Origin of the sequence: Bacillus sp. V59.32b (genome assembly GCF_003429085.1) — a bacterium.
GTDB lineage: Bacteria > Bacillota > Bacilli > Bacillales > DSM-1321 > Peribacillus.
Map to the genome: position 1 here is coordinate 113,187 of NZ_QVTC01000014.1, position 24,353 is coordinate 137,539.

Genomic DNA, 24,353 nt, shown 5'->3' on the forward strand with positions numbered 1-24,353 from the left:
ATCTTGCAGTAACACCATTTGAGTGAAAGGAATTGTGGAGGTGATGGCTATTGGCTGAAGTATTGTCACAAAATGAAATTGATGCTCTGCTGTCCGCTCTTTCTACCGGGGAGGCGGATGCAGATGAGCTCAAAAAAGAAGAGTCCGAGAAAAAGGTAAAAGTTTACGATTTTAAAAGAGCGCTGCGCTTTTCAAAGGATCAAATCCGTAGCTTAACAAGGATCCATGAAAACTTCGCACGGCTGCTGACTACATATTTTTCAGCCCAGCTGAGGACGTATGTCCAGATTTCGGTTGCATCTGCCGACCAAATTCCTTATGAAGAATTCATCCGTTCGATACCAAAAATGACGATCTTAAATGTTTTTGAAGTTCCGCCACTTGACGGGCGAATCTTAATGGAGGTTAACCCTAACATCGCATATGCGATGATGGACAGGGTTCTTGGCGGAAGAGGCGTAAGCGAAAATAAGGTAGAAAAATTAACGGAAATTGAAACAAAAATCATGTCCAATCTGTTTGAAAAAGGGATTGAAAATCTTCAGGAGGCCTGGGCCACAGTCGCTGAAATCGACCCAATTCTTACGGATTTTGAGGTGAATCCTCAATTTTTGCAAATGGTTTCGCCAAACGAAACCGTCGTGGTCATTTCACTCAATACCCAGATCGGGGAGACATCAGGGATGATCAATATCTGTATTCCCCATGTTGTTTTAGAGCCAATCATCCCTAAGCTTTCCGTACATTATTGGATGCAGACATCAAAAAAAGAAAGAAGTTCTGAGGAGATTGAATCTTTAGAAAAAAGGGTCAAGAAAACCTACCTGCCCATCATTACGGAATTGGGAAAAACAGACATTTCCATCCATGATTTTCTCCAGCTTGATACCGGAGATGTAATTGAGTTAAACCAAGCAATTGATGTACCGTTAAAAGTCAAGGTCGGGGATGTGCCGAAATATATCGCACAGCCGGGCCGGGCAGGCAAAAAAATAGCCGTCCAAATTCTCGATACTTTGAAGGGGGGAGACGAAGATGGTAAGTGATGAAATGCTTTCTCAGGATGAAATAGATGCACTTTTAAAAGGCAATGACGATACTGCAGGAGATGAAGCTGCTTCTCCCCTTGTTGAAGAATATTTATCTTCAATGGAACAGGATGCACTCGGTGAAATTGGCAATATCTCATTCGGAAGCTCCGCAACCGCTTTGTCAACATTATTAAATCAAAAGGTGGAAATTACGACACCTACTGTTTCTGTAATCGACAAAAACAAAATTCAAAATGAATTCCCGCATCCTTATGTAGCGATTCAAGTGAATTATACAGAAGGGTTCACTGGACATAATCTGCTTGTCATCCAGCAGAGCGATGCAGCAATCATTGCTGACTTAATGCTCGGGGGTGACGGGTTGAATCCAGCGGACCTGCTTGGGGAAATTCAGATAAGTGCAGTTCAAGAAGCAATGAATCAAATGATGGGATCTGCCGCTACTTCGATGTCGACCATTTTCAAAAAAAAGGTAGATATTTCTCCACCAACTGTTGATTCATTAAGCATAGAAGAAGACCAAGGCGATGGATCCATTCAAAATGAAAATATACTGGCAAAGATATCATTTCGGTTGAAGGTGGGGGAACTAATTGATTCCAACATTATGCAATTATTGCCTCTCGATTTTGCCAAAAGTCTTGTCAGTGAATTAATGAATCCAGTGGACACAAATGAAATATCTCCACCGGCAGAGCTTGAACAGGAAACACCGGTACAACCAAATACAAATGGATATGAACAAACGATGGACAGTCAACATGTTGAAGAGCCTGTCTATGCGGGTCATCAAATGCCATCTCAGCAAACGGCATATCAAAGCGCACCGCAGCATTTTGGTACCAATTATACGCTGCCAGGGCAGCAGGTAAATATCCAGCCCGCAAGCTTTACCAATTTCGAGCCATATCAGCTCCAAGAATCGGAAACGAAAAATTTGAATATGCTCATGGATATTCCACTCCAGGTAACGGTGGAATTGGGCAGGACGAGCCGCTCGGTGAAGGAAATACTAGAGCTATCCTCAGGATCAATCATTGAACTGGATAAGCTTGCCGGTGAGCCCGTTGACATACTAGTCAACAATCGTTTAATCGCCCAAGGTGAAGTAGTCGTCATTGATGAAAACTTTGGCGTACGCGTAACAGATATTGTCAGTCAGACTGACAGATTAAAAAAACTAAGATAATGTGGGGGTAACTAACAATGGCACACAAGGTTTTAATCACGGATGATGCAGCATTCATGCGTATGATGATAAAGGATATCTTATCTAAAAATGGTTTTGAAATTGTCGGAGAGGCTGCAGATGGTGCGCAAGCAGTTGAAATGTATAAGGAATTCCAACCCGATCTAGTTACGATGGACATTACAATGCCTGAAATGGATGGGATCACGGCTTTAAAGGAAATTCAGAAAATCAACCCTAACGCTAAAGTGATCATGTGCTCCGCGATGGGACAGCAAGCGATGGTTATCGATGCCATCCAGGCAGGGGCAAAAGATTTTATTGTTAAACCGTTCCAGGCAGACCGCGTGCTCGAAGCGATCAACAAAACATTAAGTTAATAGATTAAGAGGGTGTCAGCAACTTGTTTTTAATTAAAAAATGGTTTCAGATTCTGCTGGTTTTAGCAATCGTCCTGTTTGGCTCTGTGGGACTTGCCGTTCAGGCAGAAGGTGTCGATGGAAGCGTAAAGGATTCATTTGAACAACCTGACAAACCCGCGGATAAAGAATCTGAAAGTGAAAAAGAAGCCGCAAGCTCCGGAAGTACGGAGCTCTCCTTTTGGGATTTCGCGCGCATGATTTTTGCAACTATCTTTGTAGTTGCTCTTCTTTATATAGCTCTCAGGTTCATCAACAAGAAAAGCCGCTCCTATCAGAAAGCCAATTTCATTGAAAATATCGGGGGCACAAGCCTTGGCTCAAACCGTTCCGTCCAGCTAATTAAAGTGGGTAACTCCATTTTGGTCGTCGGGGTAGGTGAGACGATTCAGCTGTTAAAAGAAATCGACAATGAAGAAGAGTACGGGGAACTGCTTCAGAATTACAATGTGAAAATGGAACAAATGATACAGCCCGGCGATTTCATAACAAAACTGAAGCAGAAGTTCATTGTTTCTGATTCAAATTCGACAGGCTTCGCCTCACAGTTTAAAAAACAGCTTGAGGAACTTTCAAAAGACAGGAAAAAGGTGGTAAAGAAGCTGGATGAAGAGGAGAGGGACAGAAAATGAACGAATTTATGGAGTTCTTTAGCAACAGTGATCCGTCCAATGTCTCCACTTCAGTTAAAATGTTTTTGCTGCTGACTGTTTTATCACTTGCTCCAAGTATTTTGATATTGATGACCTGTTTTACGAGAATCGTGATTGTGCTTGGGTTTGTAAGAACCTCACTTGCCACGCAGCAAATGCCGCCGAATCAGGTGATTATCGGACTTTCTCTCTTTCTGACGTTTTTTGTCATGGCCCCTACTTTTCAAGAAGTAAATGATGTGGCGCTGACTCCTTTATTCGAGGAAAAGATTGATTTGGAAGAGGCTTACGAGCAAGCCGCACTGCCTTTCAAGGAGTTTATGAGCGCGCATACGCGTCAGAAGGATCTCGCTCTATTTCTGGATTATGCGCAAATGGACAGGCCCGAAAGCATTGAGGATATTCCATTGACCGCCCTGGTTCCTGCTTTTGCGATCAGTGAGATTAAAACAGCGTTCCAAATTGGCTTTATGATATTTATTCCATTTTTGGTCATCGATATGATCGTTGCCAGTGTCCTCATGTCAATGGGGATGATGATGCTACCTCCTGTCATGATCTCTCTGCCTTTCAAAATACTGTTATTCGTTTTGGTTGATGGATGGTATCTCGTTGTGAAGTCATTATTACAGAGTTTTTAAGCGGGTGAATTTAAATGAGTCCTGATTTTGTCATTCAAGTGGCTGAACGCGGCATATTTACGATATTGATTGTTTGCGGGCCCTTGTTGCTGATTGCGCTGGTAGTGGGGCTTATCATCAGTATTTTCCAAGCGACGACGCAAATTCAAGAACAGACGCTTGCGTTTGTCCCGAAAATTGTCGCTGTTTTGCTCGGGATTATCCTGCTTGGACCATGGATGTTATCCCATATGCTGTCGTATGCCAGTGAAATATTCAGCAATCTAAATAGATTTGTAGGTTAAATCATGCAAGAAATTATTCCGCAGTTTCCGGCTTTTTTATTAGTATTTGTCCGGGTTGTTTCTTTTTTTGTGACGATGCCGATTTTTTCGTATCGGACCATTCCGACAGCCCACCGTATCGGTCTTAGTTTGTTTCTTGCGTGGATTATGTATTACACCATCGATGCGCCGGTTTTTGAGATTGACGCGAATTATTTCATGTTGATTATCAAAGAAGCCCTTATCGGGTTGTTGATCGGATTTGTCGCTTTCATGATATTGTCTGCGGTCCAGATAGCCGGAGCGTTCATTGATTTTCAAAGCGGCTTCGCGTTAGCGAACGTGATCGATCCGCAGACTGGGGTGCAGAGTCCATTGATGGGCCAGTATCTGTACACGATTTCCCTATTGTTTTTACTGGGGGCGAACGGGCATCATATGCTGCTTGATGGAATCTTTTACAGCTACCGGTTCATCCCGATTGATCAGGCCTGGATCCCTTTCGGTGACAGTAACTTGCTTGAATATGTCGTCAAAGCCTTTAACCAGACATTTATCATCGCCTTTCAAATGTCGATACCGGTCGTGGGCAGTTTGTTTTTAGTCGATGTCGCGCTTGGAATTGTTGCGAGAACCGTCCCACAATTTAATATTTTTGTCGTCGGATTGCCGGTTAAAATTATTGTCAGCTTTATCGTTTTAATTGTCGTCATGAGCATGATGATGGTTGTTGTACAGCAGCTGTTTGAATACTTGATTGTGACCATGAGAGGGTTAATGGAGTTGATCGGAGGAAGTTGAAAATGAAATGGTTAGAGCTTGATTTGCAATTTTTCTCCGGTGAAAAAACAGAAAAGGCTACACAAAAAAAGCGCCAAGATACGAGAAAAAAGGGCCAGGTCGCTAAAAGTCAGGACGTTAACACAGCCATTGTACTGCTTGCGGTGTTTATGCTGTTCATCGTAACCGGCCCATCTATGAAAGAAGCAATCATCGGTTTATTTATTGAATCCTTTCAGGATCCAATGCTAACAACATTAAGTGAAGAAACTGTCATGCCCATCTTTATAGATATGCTACAGAAAACCGCGATTGTCATGATACCTGTGATGGGGGTTGCTCTCATTGCCGGGGTCGCGGCAAACTTTTTACAAATTGGCTTTCTGTTTTCGACAGAAGCCATTCAATTCAAGCTTGATAAAATTGACCCGATAAAGGGCTTTAAACGGATTTTCTCAATGAGGGCGATTGTGGAATTGCTAAAATCGATCCTGAAGATATCCTTCGTAGGCCTTGTGGCTTTTCTTGTCATCTGGCAGCGAATGGATGAAATCATGACTCTTTCACAGAAGTCAGCCGAAGCAACGCTTGCGATACTGGCGGATATTACCGTAAAGGTGGGTTTATACGCTTCCGCCGCGTTACTTTTTTTATCACTGCTTGATTATATGTACCAAAAATATGACTATGAAAAAAATATTCGGATGTCCAAACAGGATATTAAAGATGAATATAAAAATATAGAGGGCGACCCGTTGATCAAATCAAAGATCAAACAAAAACAAAGGGAAATGGCGATGCAGCGAATGATGCAGGAAGTTCCCAAGGCCGACGTCGTCATTACCAATCCAACGCATTACGCGATCGCTTTAAAGTATGACGAGGGTAAGCTTGATGCGCCATATGTGGTTGCCAAAGGTGTGGATTTTGTTGCCCAAAAGATTAAGTATGTCGCTAAGGAAAACGATGTGGTTTTGATGGAGAATCGGCCGCTTGCCCGGGCACTTTATGACCAGACGGAAATTGGGCAGGCGATACCGGAAGATTTTTTTAAGGCAGTCGCCGAGATATTGGCGTTTGTTTATAAAACAAAAGGCAAGATATAGATCCATGTTAAAAGCAGATAAGGAGAGAGGAAAATGTCAGCAAGAGATTTAACGGTGTTAATAAGTGTAATTGCGATTGTTGCCATGTTGATTATTCCATTGCCGACATGGCTGTTGAGTATTTTGATTTTAATAAATATTGCTCTTGCTCTTTTGGTTCTTTTAACGACGATGAATATGAAGGAGCCGCTTGAGTTTTCCATTTTCCCTTCCCTATTGTTGCTTTTGACCCTTTTTAGACTTGGTTTGAATGTTTCAACAACCCGTTCGATCCTGACCCATGGTGACGCGGGCGACGTGGTGCATACATTCGGAACGTTTGTCGTAGGTGGAAATATCATCGTTGGTATGGTCGTTTTCTTAATTTTAGTTATTATCCAATTTATTGTCATTACGAAAGGTTCCGAGCGTGTTTCCGAGGTTGCGGCGCGGTTTACGCTGGATGCGATGCCGGGAAAACAGATGAGCATTGATGCGGATTTGAATGCCGGGATGATTTCGGAGGCGGAAGCCCGTGAACGGCGTGAAAAAGTTGGCAGGGAAGCCGACTTCTATGGTTCTATGGACGGAGCCAGCAAATTCGTCAAAGGTGACGCGATTGCAGGCATCATCATTGTCTTAATCAACTTGATTTTTGGAATGATCATTGGGATGCTGCAGCAGGATTTAAGTTTCGGCGAGGCTGCTAAACACTTTTCCCTGCTTACGGTAGGTGATGGCATAGTCACACAGGTGCCAGCCTTGTTAATCTCCACGGCGACGGGTATTGTGGTGACACGTGCAGCATCTCAAGGGAATCTTGGATCGGATATCACTTCCCAGCTTTTCAGATTTCCGACCATGCTTTATGTAACGGCTGGAACAATTTTTATGCTCGGGCTAGTTACACCGATTTCTAATTTCCTAACGTTTTCACTGGCTGGTTTGTTGGCGTATGGCGGATATATGATTTCCAGGACACCGAAATCGGATCCGCAGGAGCTTCAGGATATGGAAGAAGAAATTGAAACAGATGAGATGAAGAGTCCGGAAAGTGTCGTAAATCTCTTAAGCGTTGATCCAATCGAATTTGAATTTGGCTATGGTCTGATTCCGCTCGCTGACGCTAATCAGGGAGGTGACCTCCTGGACCGCGTCGTGATGATTCGCAGGCAGCTCGCCATCGAAATGGGCCTTGTTATCCCGGTCGTCCGCATCAGGGATAATATTCAACTGAATCCAAATGAATACCGTTTGAAGATAAAAGGAAATGAGATGGCGAGGGGTGAGCTGTTGCTCGATCATTTTCTTGCCATGAGCCCGGGCATTGAAGATGATTCGATCGAAGGGATTGATACGATCGAACCATCATTCGGCCTTCCGGCAAAATGGATTTCAGAAGAAATGAAGGAACAGGCAGAAATGATGGGTTACACGGTAGTCGATCCCCCAAGTGTCGTTTCGACACACATAACGGAAATCATCAAAGCGAATGCTCATGAATTGCTGGGAAGACAGGAAACGAAACAGCTTATCGATCATTTGAAGGAATCGGCACCGATTCTTGTAGAAGAAGTAACGCCAAATCCTTTAACGATCGGTGAAATCCAAAAAGTACTGGCCAAATTATTAAAAGAGAAAGTATCGATCCGCAATTTGCCGGTCATTTTTGAAACGCTGGCTGATTATGGAAGACTGTCAACAGATACCGACCTGCTGACTGAATATGTACGCCAGAATTTAGCCAGGCAAATAACGAATGGCTTTGCGGTCGGCGATGACAGCTTAAAGGTCGTTACTTTATCCGGGAAGGTGGAAAAGCTGATAGCGGACGCAGTCCAGCAAACGGATCAGGGGAACTACTTATCACTCGATCCAAATGATTCCCAATCCATCCTCGAAGCCATTGCTTCCAAACTTGAAGAGCTGGCACTGATGGAACAAACGCCGATTGTGTTATGTTCCCCGGCAGTTCGCATGTATGTAAGGCAATTGACGGAACGATATTTTCCGCAAGTCCCGATTCTTTCCTATAATGAATTGGAATCCAATGTGGAAGTACAAAGTATAGGGGTGGTGAACGTAGAATGAAAGTGAAAAAATATGTGGCATCCTCGATGAATGAAGCGATGAAACAAATTCGCGGTGAGCTAGGTAACGAAGCTGTCATTCTTAGTTCTAAGCCCGTCTATTCAGGCGGATTTCTCGGTATGTTCAAAAAGCGGAGCATTGAAGTCGTCGCTGCCGTCGAACCGGTCGCCCGACAAAATCCTCCTGTCCAGAAACAAAAACAGAAAAGGCAGCCACAGAATAATCCACCCACCGATGTGAATCTGAATCGTTCATCACAAAGTGCAGGGCCTCCTTCAGGAGAAATCTTAAAAGAACTGTCCGAGCTGAAGGAGCTATTAAAAGGAATCAATCATGAAGCTTCAGATATTTATGCGAAATACCCGGGTCCTTTAAAAGAAATGTATGCATTGATGGAGAAGCAGGAAATTGATTACCAGTTAAGGGGAGAAGTAATGGATGCCCTGCTGGGAAAGTGGTTTTCCCATAAAGATGGTGCCTCCACTCCAGAGGTAAAAGGTTGGCTGGAAGCTGAATTGATTGAAAAACTCGAAAAAGTGCCTCATCATGAAAAGCCTTTTCAAAAAAAATATATTAATATTGTCGGGCCGACCGGGGTTGGCAAAACAACTACTCTGGCAAAGGTTGCGGCCGAAAGCATGATCAAGCAAAACAAAAAGGTGGCCTTTATAACAACAGATACATATAGAATCGCGGCAATCGACCAGCTTCAAACGTATGCCAAGATTTTAAATGTTCCGATCGAAGTGGCCTATAATCTTGATGATTTTAAAAATGCGGCGGAAAAGTTCGCGCACTATGATTTAGTATTTATTGATACGGCCGGGAGAAATTTCAGAAATCAGGAATATGTTCGTGATTTGAAAACAATCATTGATTTTGAACGAGAAATGGAAACCTTCCTCGTTCTGTCCTTGACCGCTAAACAAAACGATATGGAAGAAATATTCGAGCAATTTTCGATTATTCCGATCAAACAGCTGATTTTCACAAAAGCCGATGAAACGTCAAGCTTTGGAACCATGCTCAACTTTATTGTCAAACATGGAATCGGCGCTGCCTATATCACAAATGGGCAAAACGTGCCGGATGATATCGAAAAGGCGAGCCCTTCTCTGATTACAAAAACGGTTATTGGAGTACACAAATGATGAGGGATCAAGCAGAAAATCTACGAAATCGGCTGAGACAACAAAATCTTCACTCTGTCGCCAGGACCGTTGCCGTCATTAGCGGAAAGGGCGGCGTCGGAAAATCAAATTTTTCGTTAAATTTCGCGATCACCTTATCCAAAAAAGGACACAGCGTACTCCTGTTCGATATGGATATCGGCATGGGTAATATTGATATCTTGATGGGGAATACATCCGGGATGAGCATCATCGACTTTTTTGAATACGGAAAGACGCTGAAAGAAATCATCTCGTCCGGCCCTGAAAATATCTCTGTAATCGCCGGCGGAACAGGTTTGACCAAACTGTTTGAGCTGGAAGAGCAGCTGTTTGACCGCTTTCTCGAGGAATTCAACGGGCTCCTTGGTGACTATGATTATATTATTTTCGATATGGGTGCGGGCATCAATGATGATTCTACCAAGTTTATGTTGTGCGTAGATGATCTTATTGTCATTACGACTCCGGAACCGACGGCGGTGATGGATGCTTATTCTGTCATAAAATATTTGAATTCTATCAATCAGGAGCTTCCATTCTTCCTTGTCTGCAACAGGGTTCTTTCGGAAATAGAAGGCCAGGAAACGGTAAAACGGATTCAAAATGCACTTCATAAATTTTTACAGAAAGAAATTATCCCGTTGGGCTTTTTACCGGATGATAAATCAGTCTCAAAGGCGGTTACGAATCAAATTCCATTTGTACTATATAACTCTGAATCAATTGTTTCCAAGTCATTATTAGAAATTGCAGCACGATATGAAGATGGTGAATTTAAGGATGATCTTTTCTTGAAAAAAAGCCACTTTTTAGGGAAATTAAAAAGTTATTTTGTGGGAAGGTAGGGGGGTCCCTTCAAATGGAAAAAATAAAAGTACTTATTGTCGAAGATTCTGCATTTATGAGAAAGCTGATTACTGAATTCCTGTCGGAAGAAGACAGGATTGAAGTAATTGGAACCGCCAGGAATGGGGAGGAAGCGCTCAAGAAAATTGAGGAGCATAAACCTGACGTTATCACACTTGATGTGGAAATGCCGGTTATGAATGGGCTCGAGGCATTGAAGATTATTATGGAAAAATTTCCGACCCCTGTCATCATGCTATCAAGCACAACCCGGGAAGGGACAGATAGTACATTTACAGCCATGAACATGGGGGCTTTTGATTTTGTAGCGAAACCATCAGGATCCATTTCTTTGGACTTACATAAGATCAAACAGGTGCTGATAGAAAAAATCATCGCGGCAAGTAAGACAAGCGTTCATCGTCTGCAAAAAAGTTATATAAATGTCGAAATTTCTGTGTCAGATAGAAACAAATATAGTAAAATAGAATCAGAAACGAAAAAATCCAATAATTTCAAAAATTGGAATTCTAGCAAAAAGAAGCTCATTGTCATCGGTACGTCTACAGGTGGTCCACGCGCATTGCAAGCTGTATTGACAAGGCTGCCGGAAAATTTGGAGGCACCGGTTTTAATTGTCCAGCATATGCCTGCCGGGTTTACGAAATCGCTCGCAGACAGGCTTAATGGATTGTCGGCCATAACCGTGAAAGAGGCTGAAGATGGCGAGGTTTTACATATTGGTACCGCTTATATAGCCCCAGGGGGCTATCATTTGAAGGTGAAAAAGATGGGTATGAACCTTGCTGTTTCGCTTGATAAATCTGAGCCTAGAGGCGGCCATCGCCCGTCGGTTGATGTTTTATTCGAATCAGTCAGTGAATTTCCGGAATTTAATAAAGTTGCCGTCATCATGACAGGTATGGGCAGTGATGGATCTAAAGGACTGATTCAGCTGAAGAACAAGGGAGACGTAAAGGCAATAGCTGAATCCCAAGAAACATCGATCGTTTTCGGGATGCCTAAAGCCGCCATTGCCACCAACTTAGTGGATTCTGTTGAGGATATAGATAAGATAGCAAAGACTATCGTTACATTTTGTTAATTGAAGGGGAGTGGATTTCTATGGATATGGATCAATATTTAGAAGTCTTTATAGATGAAAGCAAAGAGCACCTCCAAACATGCAGCGAGCAACTATTGGAGCTAGAGAAAAATCCAAGTGACCTTACGATTGTAAATGAAATCTTCCGGTCAGCCCATACGTTAAAAGGAATGTCAGCCACAATGGGATACGAAGATTTGGCTAATCTGACTCATAAAATGGAAAATGTTTTAGATGAAATCCGCAATCAAAAAATTGTCTTGAATTCAGAAATATTCGATGTGATTTTTCAAGCGGTTGATGATTTGGAAGCGATGGTTACCTCGATTGCGGAAGGCGGAGACGGAAAGAGAGACGTTTCGCGCGTTGTTGAGCAATTGCAGCTCATCGAAAAGGGACAATCACCGCTTAGCGCATCCACTAATCAAGAGGTAGCCGCAAGCATAGCTCCTGTCATGGAGACAAGGGCAAAAAGCACGTACGACGAGTTTGAATTGACGGTTCTCGAGCAATCGAAGGGACAGGGGTTTGAAAGCTACGAAATTACGGTGGGGCTCAGTGAAGATTGTTTGCTCAAGGCAGCGCGCGTATACATGGTTTTCGAAGTTCTTGAGAGTATCGGTGAGGTCGTTAAATCTTCCCCAACCGCGGATCAGTTGGAGGAAGAACAGTTTGATCATGAGTTTAGGGTCACTGTGATAACGAAGGAATCCAAAGAAGATGTCCAGAAGAAAGTGATGAAGGTATCTGAAGTCCAGAAGGTAGAAATCAGCACGATTGATTTCGAGACTTTAAGAGTCCAGACCAGTGAAGAAGTAAATGTGAATGCAACTGCCTCTGAAGCTGTTGTAGAAATACAGGCAGACCAGATTGCAGAAACGAAGAAAAAACCATCAGGCAAGCAGGCGAGCAGCAAAACGATCCGCGTCAATATCGAACGATTGGATATTTTGATGAATCTTTTTGAAGAGCTTGTCATCGACCGCGGCAGGCTTGAGCAAATCTCAAGGGAATTGAATAACCAGGAGCTGCACGAAACCGTAGAAAGAATGTCGCGCATAACCGGTGATTTGCAAAACATTATCTTAAACATGAGAATGGTGCCGGTCGAGACGGTATTCAACCGTTTTCCTAAAATGGTTCGTACGCTTGCCAGAGACCTTAATAAGAAAATCAATCTTGAAATTATCGGCGCAGAAACGGAACTGGACCGAACCGTTATTGATGAAATTGGCGATCCGCTTGTCCACTTGTTAAGAAATGCGCTTGACCACGGCGTGGAAACGCCGGAAGTCCGTTTGGCGGCAGGCAAAAGTGAAGAGGGTACCGTCGTTCTCAAAGCCTATCACAGCGGAAACAATGTGTTTATTGAAATCACGGATGACGGTGCTGGCATCAAACGGGAAAACGTGTTGAAGAAAGCGTTAAGTAACGGAATTATTTCTGAACAAACAGCGGCAACTCTAACAGATAAGCAAGTCTATGAATTAATATTCGCATCCGGTTTTTCAACCGCGGCAACCATTTCTGATATTTCCGGTCGTGGTGTCGGTCTGGATGTAGTAAAAAATACGATTGAATCACTCGGCGGAACGGTATCGATAGATTCTACCGAAGGCAAAGGCTCTGTTTTCTTAATCCAGCTGCCGCTTACGCTTTCGATTATATCGGTCATGCTTGTTGAAATTCAAAAGGAAAAGTTTGCTGTGCCGCTCTCATCCATTATCGAAACGGCCATCATCAAAAAAGAAGAGATTATGAACGGGCATGATCAGCAAGTAATTGATTTCCGTGGCAATGTGTTGCCACTGTTATTCTTAAAAGATATCTTCGAGGTACCTGTTGTCGAAGAAGATGATGAGTTCTTTTCAGTCATTATCGTCCGTAAGGGAGATAAAATGGCTGGGTTGGTTGTCGACTCGTTTATTGGGCAGCAAGAAATTGTGCTTAAATCACTCGGCAACTATCTGACCTCCGCATTCGCGATATCGGGAGCAACGATTCTTGGCGATGGACAGGTTGCGTTGATTGTCGATTGCAACGCTTTGATTAAATAACTTAGATTTGTGAGAGTGCGGTCCAAATATGTGCTGCATTCTCACTTTTACAATGAAGAGAGTACTTGAAAAAAATTAACAGTTAAATAGGGGGATAACATTATGTCTATCCAAACAGATGTAGAAGTAATAAAAGTCATAGTTTTTCAAATAAAAGATAAAGAATACGCGATTCCCGTCCATATTGTTCGCGCCATTGAAAAAGGCCTTCATATCACGCGGGTTCCACGAACTGCGCCATTTGTAAAAGGGGTCATCAATTTACGAGGTGTCGTGACGCCTATTATCGATTTACGGGTACGCTTCGACATTGAACAAGCGGAGTATACGGAAGATACCAGAATCATTATTGTGTCTTTAGATGATATGGAAGTGGGATTGATTGTGGATGGCGCGAACGACGTAATCGATATCCCGTCTTCGAATATTGAACCGCAGCCTGAAGTCGTCGGAACGGTGGAAGCAGAGTATATTTCCGGAGTGGCAAAAATTGAAAAAAGACTGATGATTTTAGTCGATCTTGAAAAGATATTGAATCCTGAAGATTTAAAAGAATCTCTAAGTATAGAAGGATAAACATATGTCGTTCACTGAAAAGATCTCAGCTGTCCATCTCGATATTTTAAAGGAAATCGGAAATATCGGGGCCGGCAATGCGGCTACGGCGCTATCCAAGCTGTTAACTAAAAAGATTGATATGAAAGTACCGAGTGTGCGGATCCTTTCATTCGATGAAATGCTGGATTTGGCGGGCGGCGCGGAAACGATTGTTTTGAGCGTTTACCTAAGAATTGAAGGAGATGCTCCGGGAACTATCCTTTTTGTCCTGTCCCCCCATCAGGCTATGTACTTTATACATCAAATGACGGATGAAAAAGATTTTTCCTTTGAGATGCCGCCATTTTCAGAGCTGTCAATGTCTGCGCTTCAGGAACTTGGAAATATCCTGTCCGGGTCCTATCTCTCGGCTTTATCTGACTTCACTGGCCTTCATCTATATCCGTCTGTACCGGCTCTAAGCTACGACATGGCAGGAGCAACGATCAGCTACGGCTTACTGGAACTTTCACAGGTAAGTGATTATGTGATTGTCATTGATACGGCACTTTCTGAGGTTGGGCAAGATACAAACAGTGTAAACGGTCATTTTTTCATGCTGCCGGATCCAGAGTCGTTTGAAACGATCTTTGCCTCTTTAGGAGTTAACTCAAATGACTGATTTAATGAACATCGTCAAAGTCGGTATTGCTGATATGAACATCGTCCGGGCTCCTGACACAATCAGGACTTCGGGACTCGGATCATGTGTGGGGGTTGTGGTTTTTGATCAAATGAAAGAGATAGCCGGCATGGCTCATATTATGCTTCCGGACTCCACCCTTTCAAAGGGCAGCCCAATGAATCTAGCGAAATATGCAGACACCGCACTCTATGAATTGGTTAACCGTCTGGTGCATAAAGGGGCAAGGCTATCATCGATGCAGGCAAAAATGGCTGGGGGCGCCCAGATGTTTCAGTTTTCAAACGGGAGCGATCTGATGAGGATCGGACCACGCAATGTAGAGGCGGTGCGCACCACCCTCGACGAATTGCGGATTCAAATTGTATCGGAAGATGTTGGGGGAAACAGCGGAAGAACAATCGAGTTCAATCCAAAAACAAATATGTTGAATATCAGAACGGTTAATAAAAGAGTCATAGATATATAATGTTAGGTCTCATAGAAAAGTATTTTCCGCAAGCTAGGAGGTAACCCATGTCTCAACTGACTACTGGAGAAGAGCAGCTGCATTGGAAGAATTGGATTGACTGCCGTGATCCTCAAGCAGGGGACATTTTGGTAAAAAAATACATGCCCCTCGTTTCCTATCATGTCCAAAGAATATCTGTTAATCTGCCCAAGAATGTAAACCGCGATGATATTAGAAGTCTCGGGATGATGGGATTATTCGATGCGTTGGAAAGATTTGATCCGAAACGGGATTTAAAGTTCGATACATATGCATCATTCCGTATCCGCGGGGCCATCCTTGATGGCTTGAGAAAAGAGGATTGGCTGCCGCGCAGCGCCCGGGAAAAAGCAAAAAAAATAGAGGCGGCCATTGAAGAACTTGAACAAAAGCATATGAGAAACGTAACACCCGAGGAAATTGCTGTATACCTGCATATATCGGAAGATGAAGTGTATTCCGCTTTGAATGAAAACTTTTTTGCGAATGTCCTTTCCATGGACGAGTCTCCGCAGGAACAGGAAGACAAAGAAGGAACGAACTTCCATGTCAAGGACGAGAGGGCAATCCTTCCAGAGGATAGCCTCCTGAAGGAAGAATTGTATGAAGAATTGTCCCGGGTCATTGGAACCTTAAATGAAAAAGAACAGTTGGTACTTCAGTTGTTTTACAAAGAAGAATTGACATTAACAGAAATTGGACAGGTAATGAGTTTATCTACATCCAGAATATCCCAGATCCATTCTAGAGCTATTTTTAAGTTGCGAAACACTTTGCAGGATGTAAAACATTAAAGAATAAATTGGGATGGTGTTTACGATGAATCGCCTCTTTGATATCAATGTGTCCAAAAATCGGTTGTCTGCTACCTTGACGATAAATCCTGATGTAACAGACGACACTGCCTGGGATCAAGACGCACTACTGGGCCTCCTTAAGGAAAGGAAAATCGTGTTTGGCTATAAACACGGAGTGATTCAACAAATTTGCGATAATCCATATAGCGTGGAGTATCCGGTAACAGTAGCGGAAGGAATACCCCCGCAAAATGGGGAGGACGCTTATTTACAGAATGAAATCCATGAAGAACAAAAGAGTACTAGTGGTGATAAGTTTGATTTTCGCAATATACTGACCATTCCTTCGGTGAAAGATGGTCAATTGCTGGCCAGCATCATCTCTCCCACCCAGGGAACTGCCGGAAAGGATATCTACGGGAATATACTTCCTGCCCGTGATGGTCGCCAGCTAAGATTGAAACCAGGAAAAAACATTTTGTTTCAAAATGATCAATTTTTTGCAACAACGGATGGACAAATCAGTATCACCTCTAATTCAATCAATGTATTTCCTATTTTCGAGGTCAAAGGCGATATAGATATGAAAACAGGAAACGTTGATTTCATCGGCAACGTCACGATTCACGGCAATGTTCCGCCAGGTTATCGCATCAAAGCAGGTGGTGATATTCGGATTAACGGAATTGTTGAAGCATCGGTTATTGAGGCTGGTGGTTCCATTCATATAAGAGGTGGTATAGCCGGGCAGTTAAAAGGAAGCGTCAAGGCAGGAGTCGACCTTCATACACGTTATCTGAACCAGGCAAATGTGGAAGCCGGAAATGATATTGTAACAGAGACCTTTATTATGAACAGCGCAGTTACGGCAGGCAGAAAAATCAAAGGAGAAAATATTATAGGCGGGAAGCTTTCCGCGGGTGAAGTAATCGAAGTGAGTGAAATCGGCAATCAACATTTCGCCCGGGCTGATCTATTTATTGGCAGCTTTGCGGAAAATGTTGAAAAGGAACGTCAGGTACAGGCCGAGATATTCAAATTGAAAGACTCCCTAAAAAAACTTGAAGCGCTAAAAGAAAAATTGAAGATGGTATTGGCAGCAAAGGGCAATGCGGAAGGCAAAGAACAAGAAATGCTGCAAAGGCAGCAAGCAACGTATTTTGCGCTTAAAAGCCAGCTTGATAATCTGGAATTGGAATTGGCTGAGCTTCATGAAAAAGATAATCCTGGTGCCCATTCCTATTTAAGGGTGAAGGGGCAACTGTATCCAAACAACCAAATCCATTTTTCTAAATATTCGAAGTTAATTCATAACCCAATATCCTCTGTGAAGATCTTCCTGAATCAAGGTGAAATTACTTCAATTCCACTGTAAAGGCAGGAGTTTCCTATGAGTTTAAAAGCGATAGAACTGCAAGTCGCACTGCCTCGAACGCATGATGCCGGCAAGATCCAGGAGCAATGGCAACAAAAAGATCAGCTTGCCCACCATCATGCAGCTAATGAGGTTCACAAAGACGATGAAAAAAAACGCACAGCAGTCATAAAGCAGGAACAAAAAGAAAAACCGTCACTACACAAGGATGGCGAAGGTGCCAGTCAAGAAGGAAACCAGCGTCAACCTGGTAAGAAAAAAACAGTTGATTCAAGACAAAAAAAATATCAACATCCTTATAAGGGAATAAGCATAGACTATTCCGGATAAGAGGTCTAATATGAATGCATTTATCATCTTCATACTTTTTTTATTGAATATCCTCACGATCTTTGCTGTCATTATTCTGTTTCTACGCCAAAATCGTTTGATGGCGACTGAAAGAAACCAAAAAGAAGCAATGGCTGAAATCGAGGAATTAATGAGCGCTTTCGTAATGGAAATGAAGGAAGAAAATGAATTGCTCCTCGAGAAACTTCACAGGCCTGATCTTCTGGAAAAACAGGCGGCAAAGGAAACCGCGACCAAAGCCCCGTATAGACCATCAGCCACTATGGAGCCCATCCCTCCTGCAACTGAAAAATTAAATCCTCCTGCTGTGGGGAAGGTTTCTAAGAGCGTAGTAGTTTCAGCATACAAAAACCAGAAACCTCTTGACGAAACAGAAAAATCAACAGGGTACGAACCTGCCGGCCTAACCGAAAGACCAGACAAAATTGATATCTCTGCCCCAGGTGACCGGCCAGATCAACCAGACGTTATGGAAGAAACACCTAAAAACAATTTCAAGGAAACTCTGATTAAAGCTGTAAACAGCAGTCCTCAATCGCTAACTCAAGACGTTTTTGAGATGCATGATCAAGGCATGACAACTGAAGAGATTGCCAAAAAGTTAAACAAAGGGAAAACTGAAATCGAGCTTTTATTAAAATTCAGGATATAAGTGTTGGAAATTGCTTGATTGTCATACTTGTATATGCTATATTATTTCATGGTGTTATTACACACGTTTCGTAATTCAAGCAGATGGTGCTGTTTTACAGTTTCTGTTTGAAAATGATCGGAGCGGAGGCTAAACAAACCAATTAGGAGGAAACAAAATGTCAGTAATTTCTATGAAGCAATTGCTTGAAGCTGGTGTGCATTTCGGACACCAAACCCGCCGTTGGAACCCAAAAATGAAGAAGTACATCTTCACTGAGCGTAACGGCATCTATATCATCGACCTTCAAAAGACGGTGAAAAAGGTTGAAGAAGCTTACAAATTCGTTAAAGAAGTGGCTGCTAACGGAGGAACTGTCCTTTTCGTTGGCACGAAAAAACAAGCGCAGGAGTCTGTTAGAGATGAAGCGATCCGTTCTGGCATGTACTATGTAAACCAACGCTGGTTAGGTGGAACTTTAACAAACTTTGAAACAATCCAAAAGCGTATCTCCCGTCTAAAAGAAATCGAGAAGATGGAAGAAAACGGCACATTCGAAGTGCTTCCTAAAAAGGAAGTCATTCAACTTAAAAAAGAATTAGAACGCCTTGAAAAATTCTTGGGCGGCATTAAAGATATGAAGGGCCTTCCAGACGCAATTTTTGTGATTGACCCTCGCAAAGAGCGCATCGCGGTAGCGGAAGCTCATAAATTAAACATCCCGCTAGTAGGAATCGTCGACACAAACTGTGATCCAGACGAAATCGATGTAGTTATTCCTGCAAACGATGATGCAATCCGTGCTGTTAAATTATTAACTGGCAAAATGGCTGACGCTATCTTGGAAGCTAAGCAAGGCGAAGAAACAGCTGCTGTTGAAACGGAAGCTGAAACAGAAACAACGACTGCTTAATTAGTAAAAAGGTGATAAGAGGATAAGCCTTTTATCACCTTTTTTTGCAGATGGGGAAGTGTAACTTTCCTAACCTGCATAAGTTTTAACTACGCCTTTGGCTTGCCTGAAACGGCTTGCCAACCGGCGGGTTTTCTTTAAAAGATAAGAAAAGTATAAATTTTTCAACATGGATGGATGTCTAGCGTAAGCAGCCCAGCCCCGACGCACAGGACGTGCTAGTGCCGACGAAGACATAAGGACGTGGCGGTTTTAGTCAGCCTCGAGGTCGTAAATAAGTCATCCCTCTCCGGACTTCCACAGGATGTGGTGGCGTCAGCGTTCGTCACAGGACGTGACGGATTTTAGCTGAGGGTCCTTACTTGGCCCTCCTACGAGGTGCGCCTTATGCTGGTCGGACTTGCCCAGGATGGGCTGGCGTCGGCGTTTGCCACACGATGTGGCAGGTATTAGTCGACGTTCATTACTTGCAGGGCGCTTGTGTTTTTCTTTAACGGATATTTCAGGAGATTTCCTGTAAATCAGGCTTAGATTTTGCCAATGTGGTGAAAGATTATATAAGTTACATAACTATGAGGAGGATTTCCAAGATGGCAATTACTGCACAAATGGTAAAAGAACTGCGTGAAAAAACGGGTGCCGGCATGATGGATTGCAAAAAGGCACTTACAGAAACTGATGGCGATATGGAAAAAGCGATTGACTACCTTCGCGAAAAAGGAATCGCGAAGGCTGCCAAAAAAGCTGATCGCGTTGCAGCTGAAGGTTCAGCTTACATCCTGGTTGAAGGAAACGAAGCGGTTATTCTTGAAGTAAACTCTGAAACAGATTTCGTTGCAAAGAACGAAGGTTTCCAAGTGTTAGTTAAGGAACTTGCTGCCCACTTGTTGGCTAAAAAACCTGCTTCTGTTGAAGAAGCTCTGGAACAGACGATGGATAACGGTACAAAGATTGAAGAATATATCAACGCTGCTATTTCTAAAATTGGTGAGAAGTTAACGCTTCGTCGCTTTGAAGTATTGACTAAAGGTGACAGCGACGCATTCGGCGCTTACCTTCATATGGGCGGAAGAATTGGCGTATTGACAGTTCTTGAAGGAACAACGGATGCAGATGCTGCTAAAGACGTTTCTATGCATATCGCAGCATTAAAGCCGAAATACGTTTCACGCGACCAAGTTTCTTCTGATGAAATCGAGCGTGAGCGTGAAGTCCTTACTCAACAGGCGTTGAATGAAGGCAAGCCTGAAAAGATCGTCGCAAAAATGGTAGAAGGTCGGATTGGCAAATTTTACGAAGAGATCTGCGTAGTTGACCAATCTTTCGTTAAAAACCCTGATCAAAAAGTCGGAGAGTTCGTACAATCCAAAGGCGCTACAATCAAGAACTTCGTAAGATTTGAAGTTGGAGAAGGCATCGAAAAACGTCAGGATAACTTCGCAGAAGAAGTTATGAGCCAGGTAAATAAAAACTAATTGATACAAGCAATCACCTGATTAGTATTAATAGGGAACACAATTTGTGTTCCCTATTTTTTAAAAGATCACATAGATTACATAGTGGAGGTTCTCATGAGCGCGAAATATAAACGGGTCGTATTAAAGCTAAGCGGTGAAGCGTTAGCCGGTGCCGAAGGATTTGGCATCAATCCATCTGTCATTAAATCGATAGCTGAACAAGTTAAAGAGGTTGCCGAGCTGGATGTGGAAGTGGCTGTCGTGGTGGGAGGCGGAAATATCTGGCGTGGGAAAATCGGAAGTGAAATGGGGATGGATCGCGCCAATGCGGACTACATGGGCATGCTTGCGACGGTGATGAATTCCCTTGCTCTGCAGGACAGCTTGGAACAGCTGGGGATTGAGACGCGCGTTCAGACCTCGATCGATATGAGACAAGTAGCGGAACCATATATCAGACGCCGCGCAATCAGACATCTTGAAAAGAAACGAGTGGTTATTTTTGCTGCTGGAACTGGGAATCCTTACTTTTCGACGGATACGACAGCCGCACTAAGGGCTGCCGAAATCGAAGCGGATGTGATCCTGATGGCCAAGAACAACGTGGACGGAGTTTACAGTGCCGATCCGTCAAAGGATAAGAACGCAAAGAAATATGACGAGCTTTCCTATCTTGATGTTTTAAAAGAAGGTCTGGAAGTCATGGATTCAACCGCTTCTTCGCTTTGTATGGATAATGATATCCCGTTGATTGTCTTCTCAATCATGGAAAAAGGAAACATTAAACGAGCCGTTTCAGGCGAAAAGCTTGGAACTATTGTAAGGGGGAAATAATCATGCCAAAAACTGTTATATCAAACTCGAAAGATAGAATGGACAAAGCAATTGGCGCGTATACCCGTGAGCTGGCCAGCATCCGTGCAGGAAGGGCCAATGCATCGTTGCTGGATAAAATATCTCTAGATTACTACGGCGCTCCCACACCGATTAACCAGTTAGCGGGAGTTTCGGTTCCGGAAGCCCGGTTACTCGTGATCCAGCCGTATGACAAAACGGTATTAGGTGATATTGAAAAAGCGATTTTGAAATCTGACCTAGGTTTGAACCCTTCGAACGACGGTTCCATTATCCGGATTGCGATTCCGGCTTTGACAGAAGAGCGCCGAAAAGAATTGGTGAAGGTTGTCAAAAAAGAATCGGAAGAAGCGAAAATTGCCATCCGCAACATCCGTCGCGATGCTAATGATGATTTAAAAAAACTCGAGAAAAATGGTGAAATCACCGAGGATGACCTGCGCGGCTACTCGGATGATATTCAAAAAGTAACAGACAGTTACATCAGTAAAATCGACGATATTACTAAAGATAAAGAAAAAGAAATACTGGAAGTATAAGTCTCCGGTCAATCTGATTATTTCAGGCGAAATCGCGGGCAAAGTAGACGAAAAGGGCCGGCCAAAAGTGTAGATGTTCTCAGGTTTTGCAACGAGTGCAAGCCGATAAAAATCGTTGCTGGTTTTTATCGGCTTGCACTCAAAAAACATCGCCTGTACATCCATGCTTTGGCCTGCTTTTTTTATTCTTTTTAAAGGCTTTAATCTTCTATAACTGCTAGGCTTTTCATAATAATATAGGAGAAGTGCGGATTTTTTGATATTATAGAATAGGTTCTCTTTCAGTATTCATTTACATAAAGCAAGGAATTGAATCGTTAGGTACCTTAGTACAACCTACCTATTGGGGGACAAACGTATGTATTCATTTTGGAAGCGTCTGTTTAGAAAAGCGGCTTCTCCGGATGTGACTAATAGATTTGCGCATGTGAAGGCTGGTGAAGTTCCTCGGCATATCGCGATTATTATGGATGGCAACGGACGCTGGGCAAAGAAAAGGGCTCTTCCGCGTGTCGCTGGACATCATGAGGGCATGAAGGTTGTCCGCAAGATAACAAGGCTGGCCAATGAACTGGGAGTAGGGGCTCTTACCGTTTATGCTTTTTCTACAGAAAATTGGAAACGGCCTAAAAGCGAAGTGGAATATTTGATGAAATTGCCCCAGGAATTCCTCGGGACTTTCCTGCCAGAGCTTGTGGCGGAAAATGTACAGGTGAAAATGATCGGGGACAGGCAAGCTTTACCAGATCATACCCGCAAGGCAGTCGATAAAGCAATGGAAGATACAAAGGCTAATGATGGAATGATCCTGAATTTTGCGCTTAACTATGGATCTCGGGCTGAAATCATTACGGCCGTTAATAAAGTAGTATCCGACACTAAAGATGGTATAATAGGGGGAAATATAACCGAGGAGTTATTTTCTAATTATTTAATGACTAGTCAAATAGCTGATCCGGATTTGCTTATCCGTACAAGCGGGGAGATGAGGTTAAGCAATTTCATGCTTTGGCAGGTGGCCTATTCCGAATTTTGGTTTACTGATGTCCTTTGGCCTGATTTCAGCGAAGAGCATTTATTGGAAGCCATCGAAGCTTATCAGAACCGGTCAAGAAGATACGGTGGTGTCTAGTTAAGAAGGCGAGGATAATTTACTAATGAAAGAACGTATCATAACTGCAATAATAGCAGCGGCTATATTTTTGCCGATAGTCACTTTAGGCGAGCTGCCATTTCTGATTTTGGTTTATGCGATGGCTACAATTGGGTTGTTTGAATTAATCAGAATGAAAAAAATCGCTTTATTTTCTTTTGTATCAATCTTATCATTCATATTGCTTTGGTTGCTTCTCTTACCTGGGGAGTATGCCGGTTTTTTGGACGCGATTGCTTACGACAAAACACATTTGGTGCTGTGGGGTGTCATTTTATATTTAATCAGTACTGTCGTCTCGAAAAATAAATTTACATTTGACGATGCTGGATTTCTGTTGCTTTCCGTTCTTTACGTAGGAATGGGCTTCTTTTATTTGTATGAGACACGGGAATCGGCGGGTCTGATGTATATAATTTTTGCCCTGTTTACGATATGGGCAACCGACTCAGGAGCTTATTTTGTCGGACGTTCTCTCGGTAAAAGGAAGCTTTGGCCTGAAATCAGTCCGAATAAAACGGTTGAAGGCTTTTTTGGAGGCATAGCAAGCGCCGTGATTGTCGGGCTGCTGTTCCACCTTCTTAGCAACATCGAGCTCACTTTCGTTAGACTAATGTTTGTAAGCATCGTGATTTCTATTTTCGGGCAATTAGGCGATCTTGTTCAATCAGCTTACAAAAGACATTATGGTGTAAAGGATTCAGGTAAACTTTTACCAGGCCATGGCGGAATTTTAGACAGGCTCGACAGCTTAATTTTTATTTTGCCGATCCTACATTTCTTGCATTTGATTGGCTGATAAGTAAGAATAAAGTATTACGTGCCGAGGATGGGTTGACATCGACGTAAGACAGAAATTCTGATTATCGAGCAGAAATCCTGATTATCGAGCAGAAATCCTGATCATCGAGCAGAAATCCTGATCATCGAGCAGAAAATCTGATCATCGAGCAGAAATCCTGATTATCGAGCAAAACCTGATCATCGAGCAGAAATCCTGATTATCGAGCAGAAAACCTGATCATCGAGCAGAAATCCAGATTATCGACCAGAAATCCTGATTATCGAGCACAAATCCTGATCATCGAGCAGAAAACCTGATCATCGAGCAGAAAACCTGATCATCGAGCAGAAAACCTGATCATCGAGCAGAAATCCTGATTATCGAGCAGAAAACCTGATCATCGAGCAGAAAACCT

At 42.9% G+C, this 24,353-nt stretch carries 26 protein-coding genes; all 26 read left to right on the top strand.

From position 1 onward, the window contains the following. Positions 1-50: 50 nt before the first annotated feature. Entirely contained in the window at positions 51-1,046 is a 996-nt protein-coding gene (gene fliM, locus D0463_RS04155) for a flagellar motor switch protein FliM (RefSeq protein ID WP_117305410.1), read from the top strand. Further along, positions 1,036-2,241 carry a flagellar motor switch phosphatase FliY gene (fliY, locus tag D0463_RS04160; protein WP_117305412.1) on the top strand — a complete coding sequence of 402 codons (1,206 nt, stop codon included), beginning with the start codon at positions 1,036-1,038 and terminating at the stop codon, positions 2,239-2,241. Before fliM ends, fliY begins: the two co-directional genes overlap by 11 nt. Before the next feature lie 17 nt (positions 2,242-2,258). Next, positions 2,259-2,621, top strand: a complete 363-nt coding sequence (locus tag D0463_RS04165; protein WP_117305414.1) for a response regulator — start codon at positions 2,259-2,261, stop codon at positions 2,619-2,621. A gap of 23 nt (positions 2,622-2,644) precedes the next feature. Further along, entirely contained in the window at positions 2,645-3,292 is a 648-nt protein-coding gene (locus D0463_RS04170; protein ID WP_117305416.1) for a flagellar biosynthetic protein FliO, read from the top strand. Further along, on the top strand, positions 3,289-3,954 hold the full coding sequence (fliP, locus tag D0463_RS04175; protein ID WP_117305418.1) for a flagellar type III secretion system pore protein FliP: 666 nt from the start codon (positions 3,289-3,291) through the stop codon (positions 3,952-3,954). The genes D0463_RS04170 and fliP overlap by 4 nt, the downstream gene beginning before the upstream one ends. 14 nt (positions 3,955-3,968) lie before the next feature. Beyond that, on the top strand, positions 3,969-4,238 hold the full coding sequence (gene fliQ / locus D0463_RS04180) for a flagellar biosynthesis protein FliQ (RefSeq protein WP_117305420.1): 270 nt from the start codon (positions 3,969-3,971) through the stop codon (positions 4,236-4,238). Positions 4,239-4,241: 3 nt separating this feature from the next. Continuing rightward, on the top strand, positions 4,242-5,018 hold the full coding sequence (gene fliR / locus D0463_RS04185) for a flagellar biosynthetic protein FliR (RefSeq protein WP_117305423.1): 777 nt from the start codon (positions 4,242-4,244) through the stop codon (positions 5,016-5,018). 2 nt (positions 5,019-5,020) lie between these two features. Continuing rightward, positions 5,021-6,103, top strand: coding sequence for a flagellar biosynthesis protein FlhB (flhB, locus tag D0463_RS04190; RefSeq protein WP_117305425.1), 1,083 nt, complete (start codon positions 5,021-5,023; stop codon positions 6,101-6,103). Positions 6,104-6,136: 33 nt separating this feature from the next. Next, a complete protein-coding gene (flhA, locus tag D0463_RS04195) occupies positions 6,137-8,173 on the top strand; it encodes a flagellar biosynthesis protein FlhA (protein ID WP_117305428.1) in 2,037 nt (678 codons plus the stop codon). Next, entirely contained in the window at positions 8,170-9,324 is a 1,155-nt protein-coding gene (gene flhF / locus D0463_RS04200; RefSeq protein WP_117305430.1) for a flagellar biosynthesis GTPase FlhF, read from the top strand. Before flhA ends, flhF begins: the two co-directional genes overlap by 4 nt. Beyond that, on the top strand, positions 9,321-10,190 hold the full coding sequence (locus D0463_RS04205; RefSeq protein WP_254052707.1) for a MinD/ParA family protein: 870 nt from the start codon (positions 9,321-9,323) through the stop codon (positions 10,188-10,190). The genes flhF and D0463_RS04205 overlap by 4 nt, the downstream gene beginning before the upstream one ends. A gap of 14 nt (positions 10,191-10,204) precedes the next feature. Beyond that, the gene (locus D0463_RS04210) at positions 10,205-11,296 is read left to right on the top strand and encodes a protein-glutamate methylesterase/protein-glutamine glutaminase (protein WP_117305433.1); all 1,092 of its coding nucleotides are present in this window, start codon (positions 10,205-10,207) and stop codon (positions 11,294-11,296) included. Positions 11,297-11,316: 20 nt separating this feature from the next. Next, positions 11,317-13,353, top strand: a complete 2,037-nt coding sequence (locus D0463_RS04215; protein ID WP_117305435.1) for a chemotaxis protein CheA — start codon at positions 11,317-11,319, stop codon at positions 13,351-13,353. Between the two features lie 102 nt (positions 13,354-13,455). Further along, the gene (locus tag D0463_RS04220) at positions 13,456-13,929 is read left to right on the top strand and encodes a chemotaxis protein CheW (RefSeq protein WP_117305437.1); all 474 of its coding nucleotides are present in this window, start codon (positions 13,456-13,458) and stop codon (positions 13,927-13,929) included. A 4-nt stretch (positions 13,930-13,933) separates the two neighbouring features. Continuing rightward, positions 13,934-14,572, top strand: coding sequence for a chemotaxis protein CheC (locus D0463_RS04225; protein WP_117305440.1), 639 nt, complete (start codon positions 13,934-13,936; stop codon positions 14,570-14,572). Further along, positions 14,565-15,062 (top strand): chemotaxis protein CheD, encoded by a 498-nt coding sequence (locus D0463_RS04230; RefSeq protein ID WP_117305442.1) that lies wholly within the window; start codon positions 14,565-14,567, stop codon positions 15,060-15,062. Before D0463_RS04225 ends, D0463_RS04230 begins: the two co-directional genes overlap by 8 nt. A 47-nt stretch (positions 15,063-15,109) precedes the next feature. Beyond that, positions 15,110-15,877: a FliA/WhiG family RNA polymerase sigma factor gene (locus tag D0463_RS04235; protein ID WP_117305445.1), complete on the top strand. Its 768-nt coding sequence runs from the start codon at positions 15,110-15,112 to the stop codon at positions 15,875-15,877. A 25-nt stretch (positions 15,878-15,902) separates the two neighbouring features. After that, positions 15,903-17,255, top strand: a complete 1,353-nt coding sequence (locus tag D0463_RS04240) for a flagellar assembly protein A (protein ID WP_160118359.1) — start codon at positions 15,903-15,905, stop codon at positions 17,253-17,255. Positions 17,256-17,270: 15 nt separating this feature from the next. Further along, positions 17,271-17,585 carry a hypothetical protein gene (locus D0463_RS04245; RefSeq protein WP_117305449.1) on the top strand — a complete coding sequence of 105 codons (315 nt, stop codon included), beginning with the start codon at positions 17,271-17,273 and terminating at the stop codon, positions 17,583-17,585. Between the two features lie 10 nt (positions 17,586-17,595). Beyond that, a complete protein-coding gene (locus D0463_RS04250) occupies positions 17,596-18,258 on the top strand; it encodes a hypothetical protein (protein WP_117305452.1) in 663 nt (220 codons plus the stop codon). A gap of 157 nt (positions 18,259-18,415) precedes the next feature. Continuing rightward, positions 18,416-19,150 carry a 30S ribosomal protein S2 gene (gene rpsB / locus D0463_RS04255; protein ID WP_117305454.1) on the top strand — a complete coding sequence of 245 codons (735 nt, stop codon included), beginning with the start codon at positions 18,416-18,418 and terminating at the stop codon, positions 19,148-19,150. A gap of 590 nt (positions 19,151-19,740) precedes the next feature. Beyond that, complete coding sequence (gene tsf, locus D0463_RS04260) at positions 19,741-20,625, top strand: translation elongation factor Ts (protein ID WP_117305456.1); 885 nt, start codon at positions 19,741-19,743, stop codon at positions 20,623-20,625. 96 nt (positions 20,626-20,721) lie between these two features. Next, positions 20,722-21,441 carry a UMP kinase gene (gene pyrH, locus D0463_RS04265; RefSeq protein WP_117305458.1) on the top strand — a complete coding sequence of 240 codons (720 nt, stop codon included), beginning with the start codon at positions 20,722-20,724 and terminating at the stop codon, positions 21,439-21,441. A gap of 2 nt (positions 21,442-21,443) precedes the next feature. Next, positions 21,444-22,001, top strand: coding sequence for a ribosome recycling factor (gene frr, locus D0463_RS04270; protein WP_117305461.1), 558 nt, complete (start codon positions 21,444-21,446; stop codon positions 21,999-22,001). Between the two features lie 358 nt (positions 22,002-22,359). Beyond that, positions 22,360-23,133 carry an undecaprenyl pyrophosphate synthase gene (locus D0463_RS04275; protein ID WP_117305463.1) on the top strand — a complete coding sequence of 258 codons (774 nt, stop codon included), beginning with the start codon at positions 22,360-22,362 and terminating at the stop codon, positions 23,131-23,133. Between the two features lie 25 nt (positions 23,134-23,158). After that, entirely contained in the window at positions 23,159-23,953 is a 795-nt protein-coding gene (locus D0463_RS04280) for a phosphatidate cytidylyltransferase (protein ID WP_117305465.1), read from the top strand. Positions 23,954-24,353: the final 400 nt, after the last annotated feature.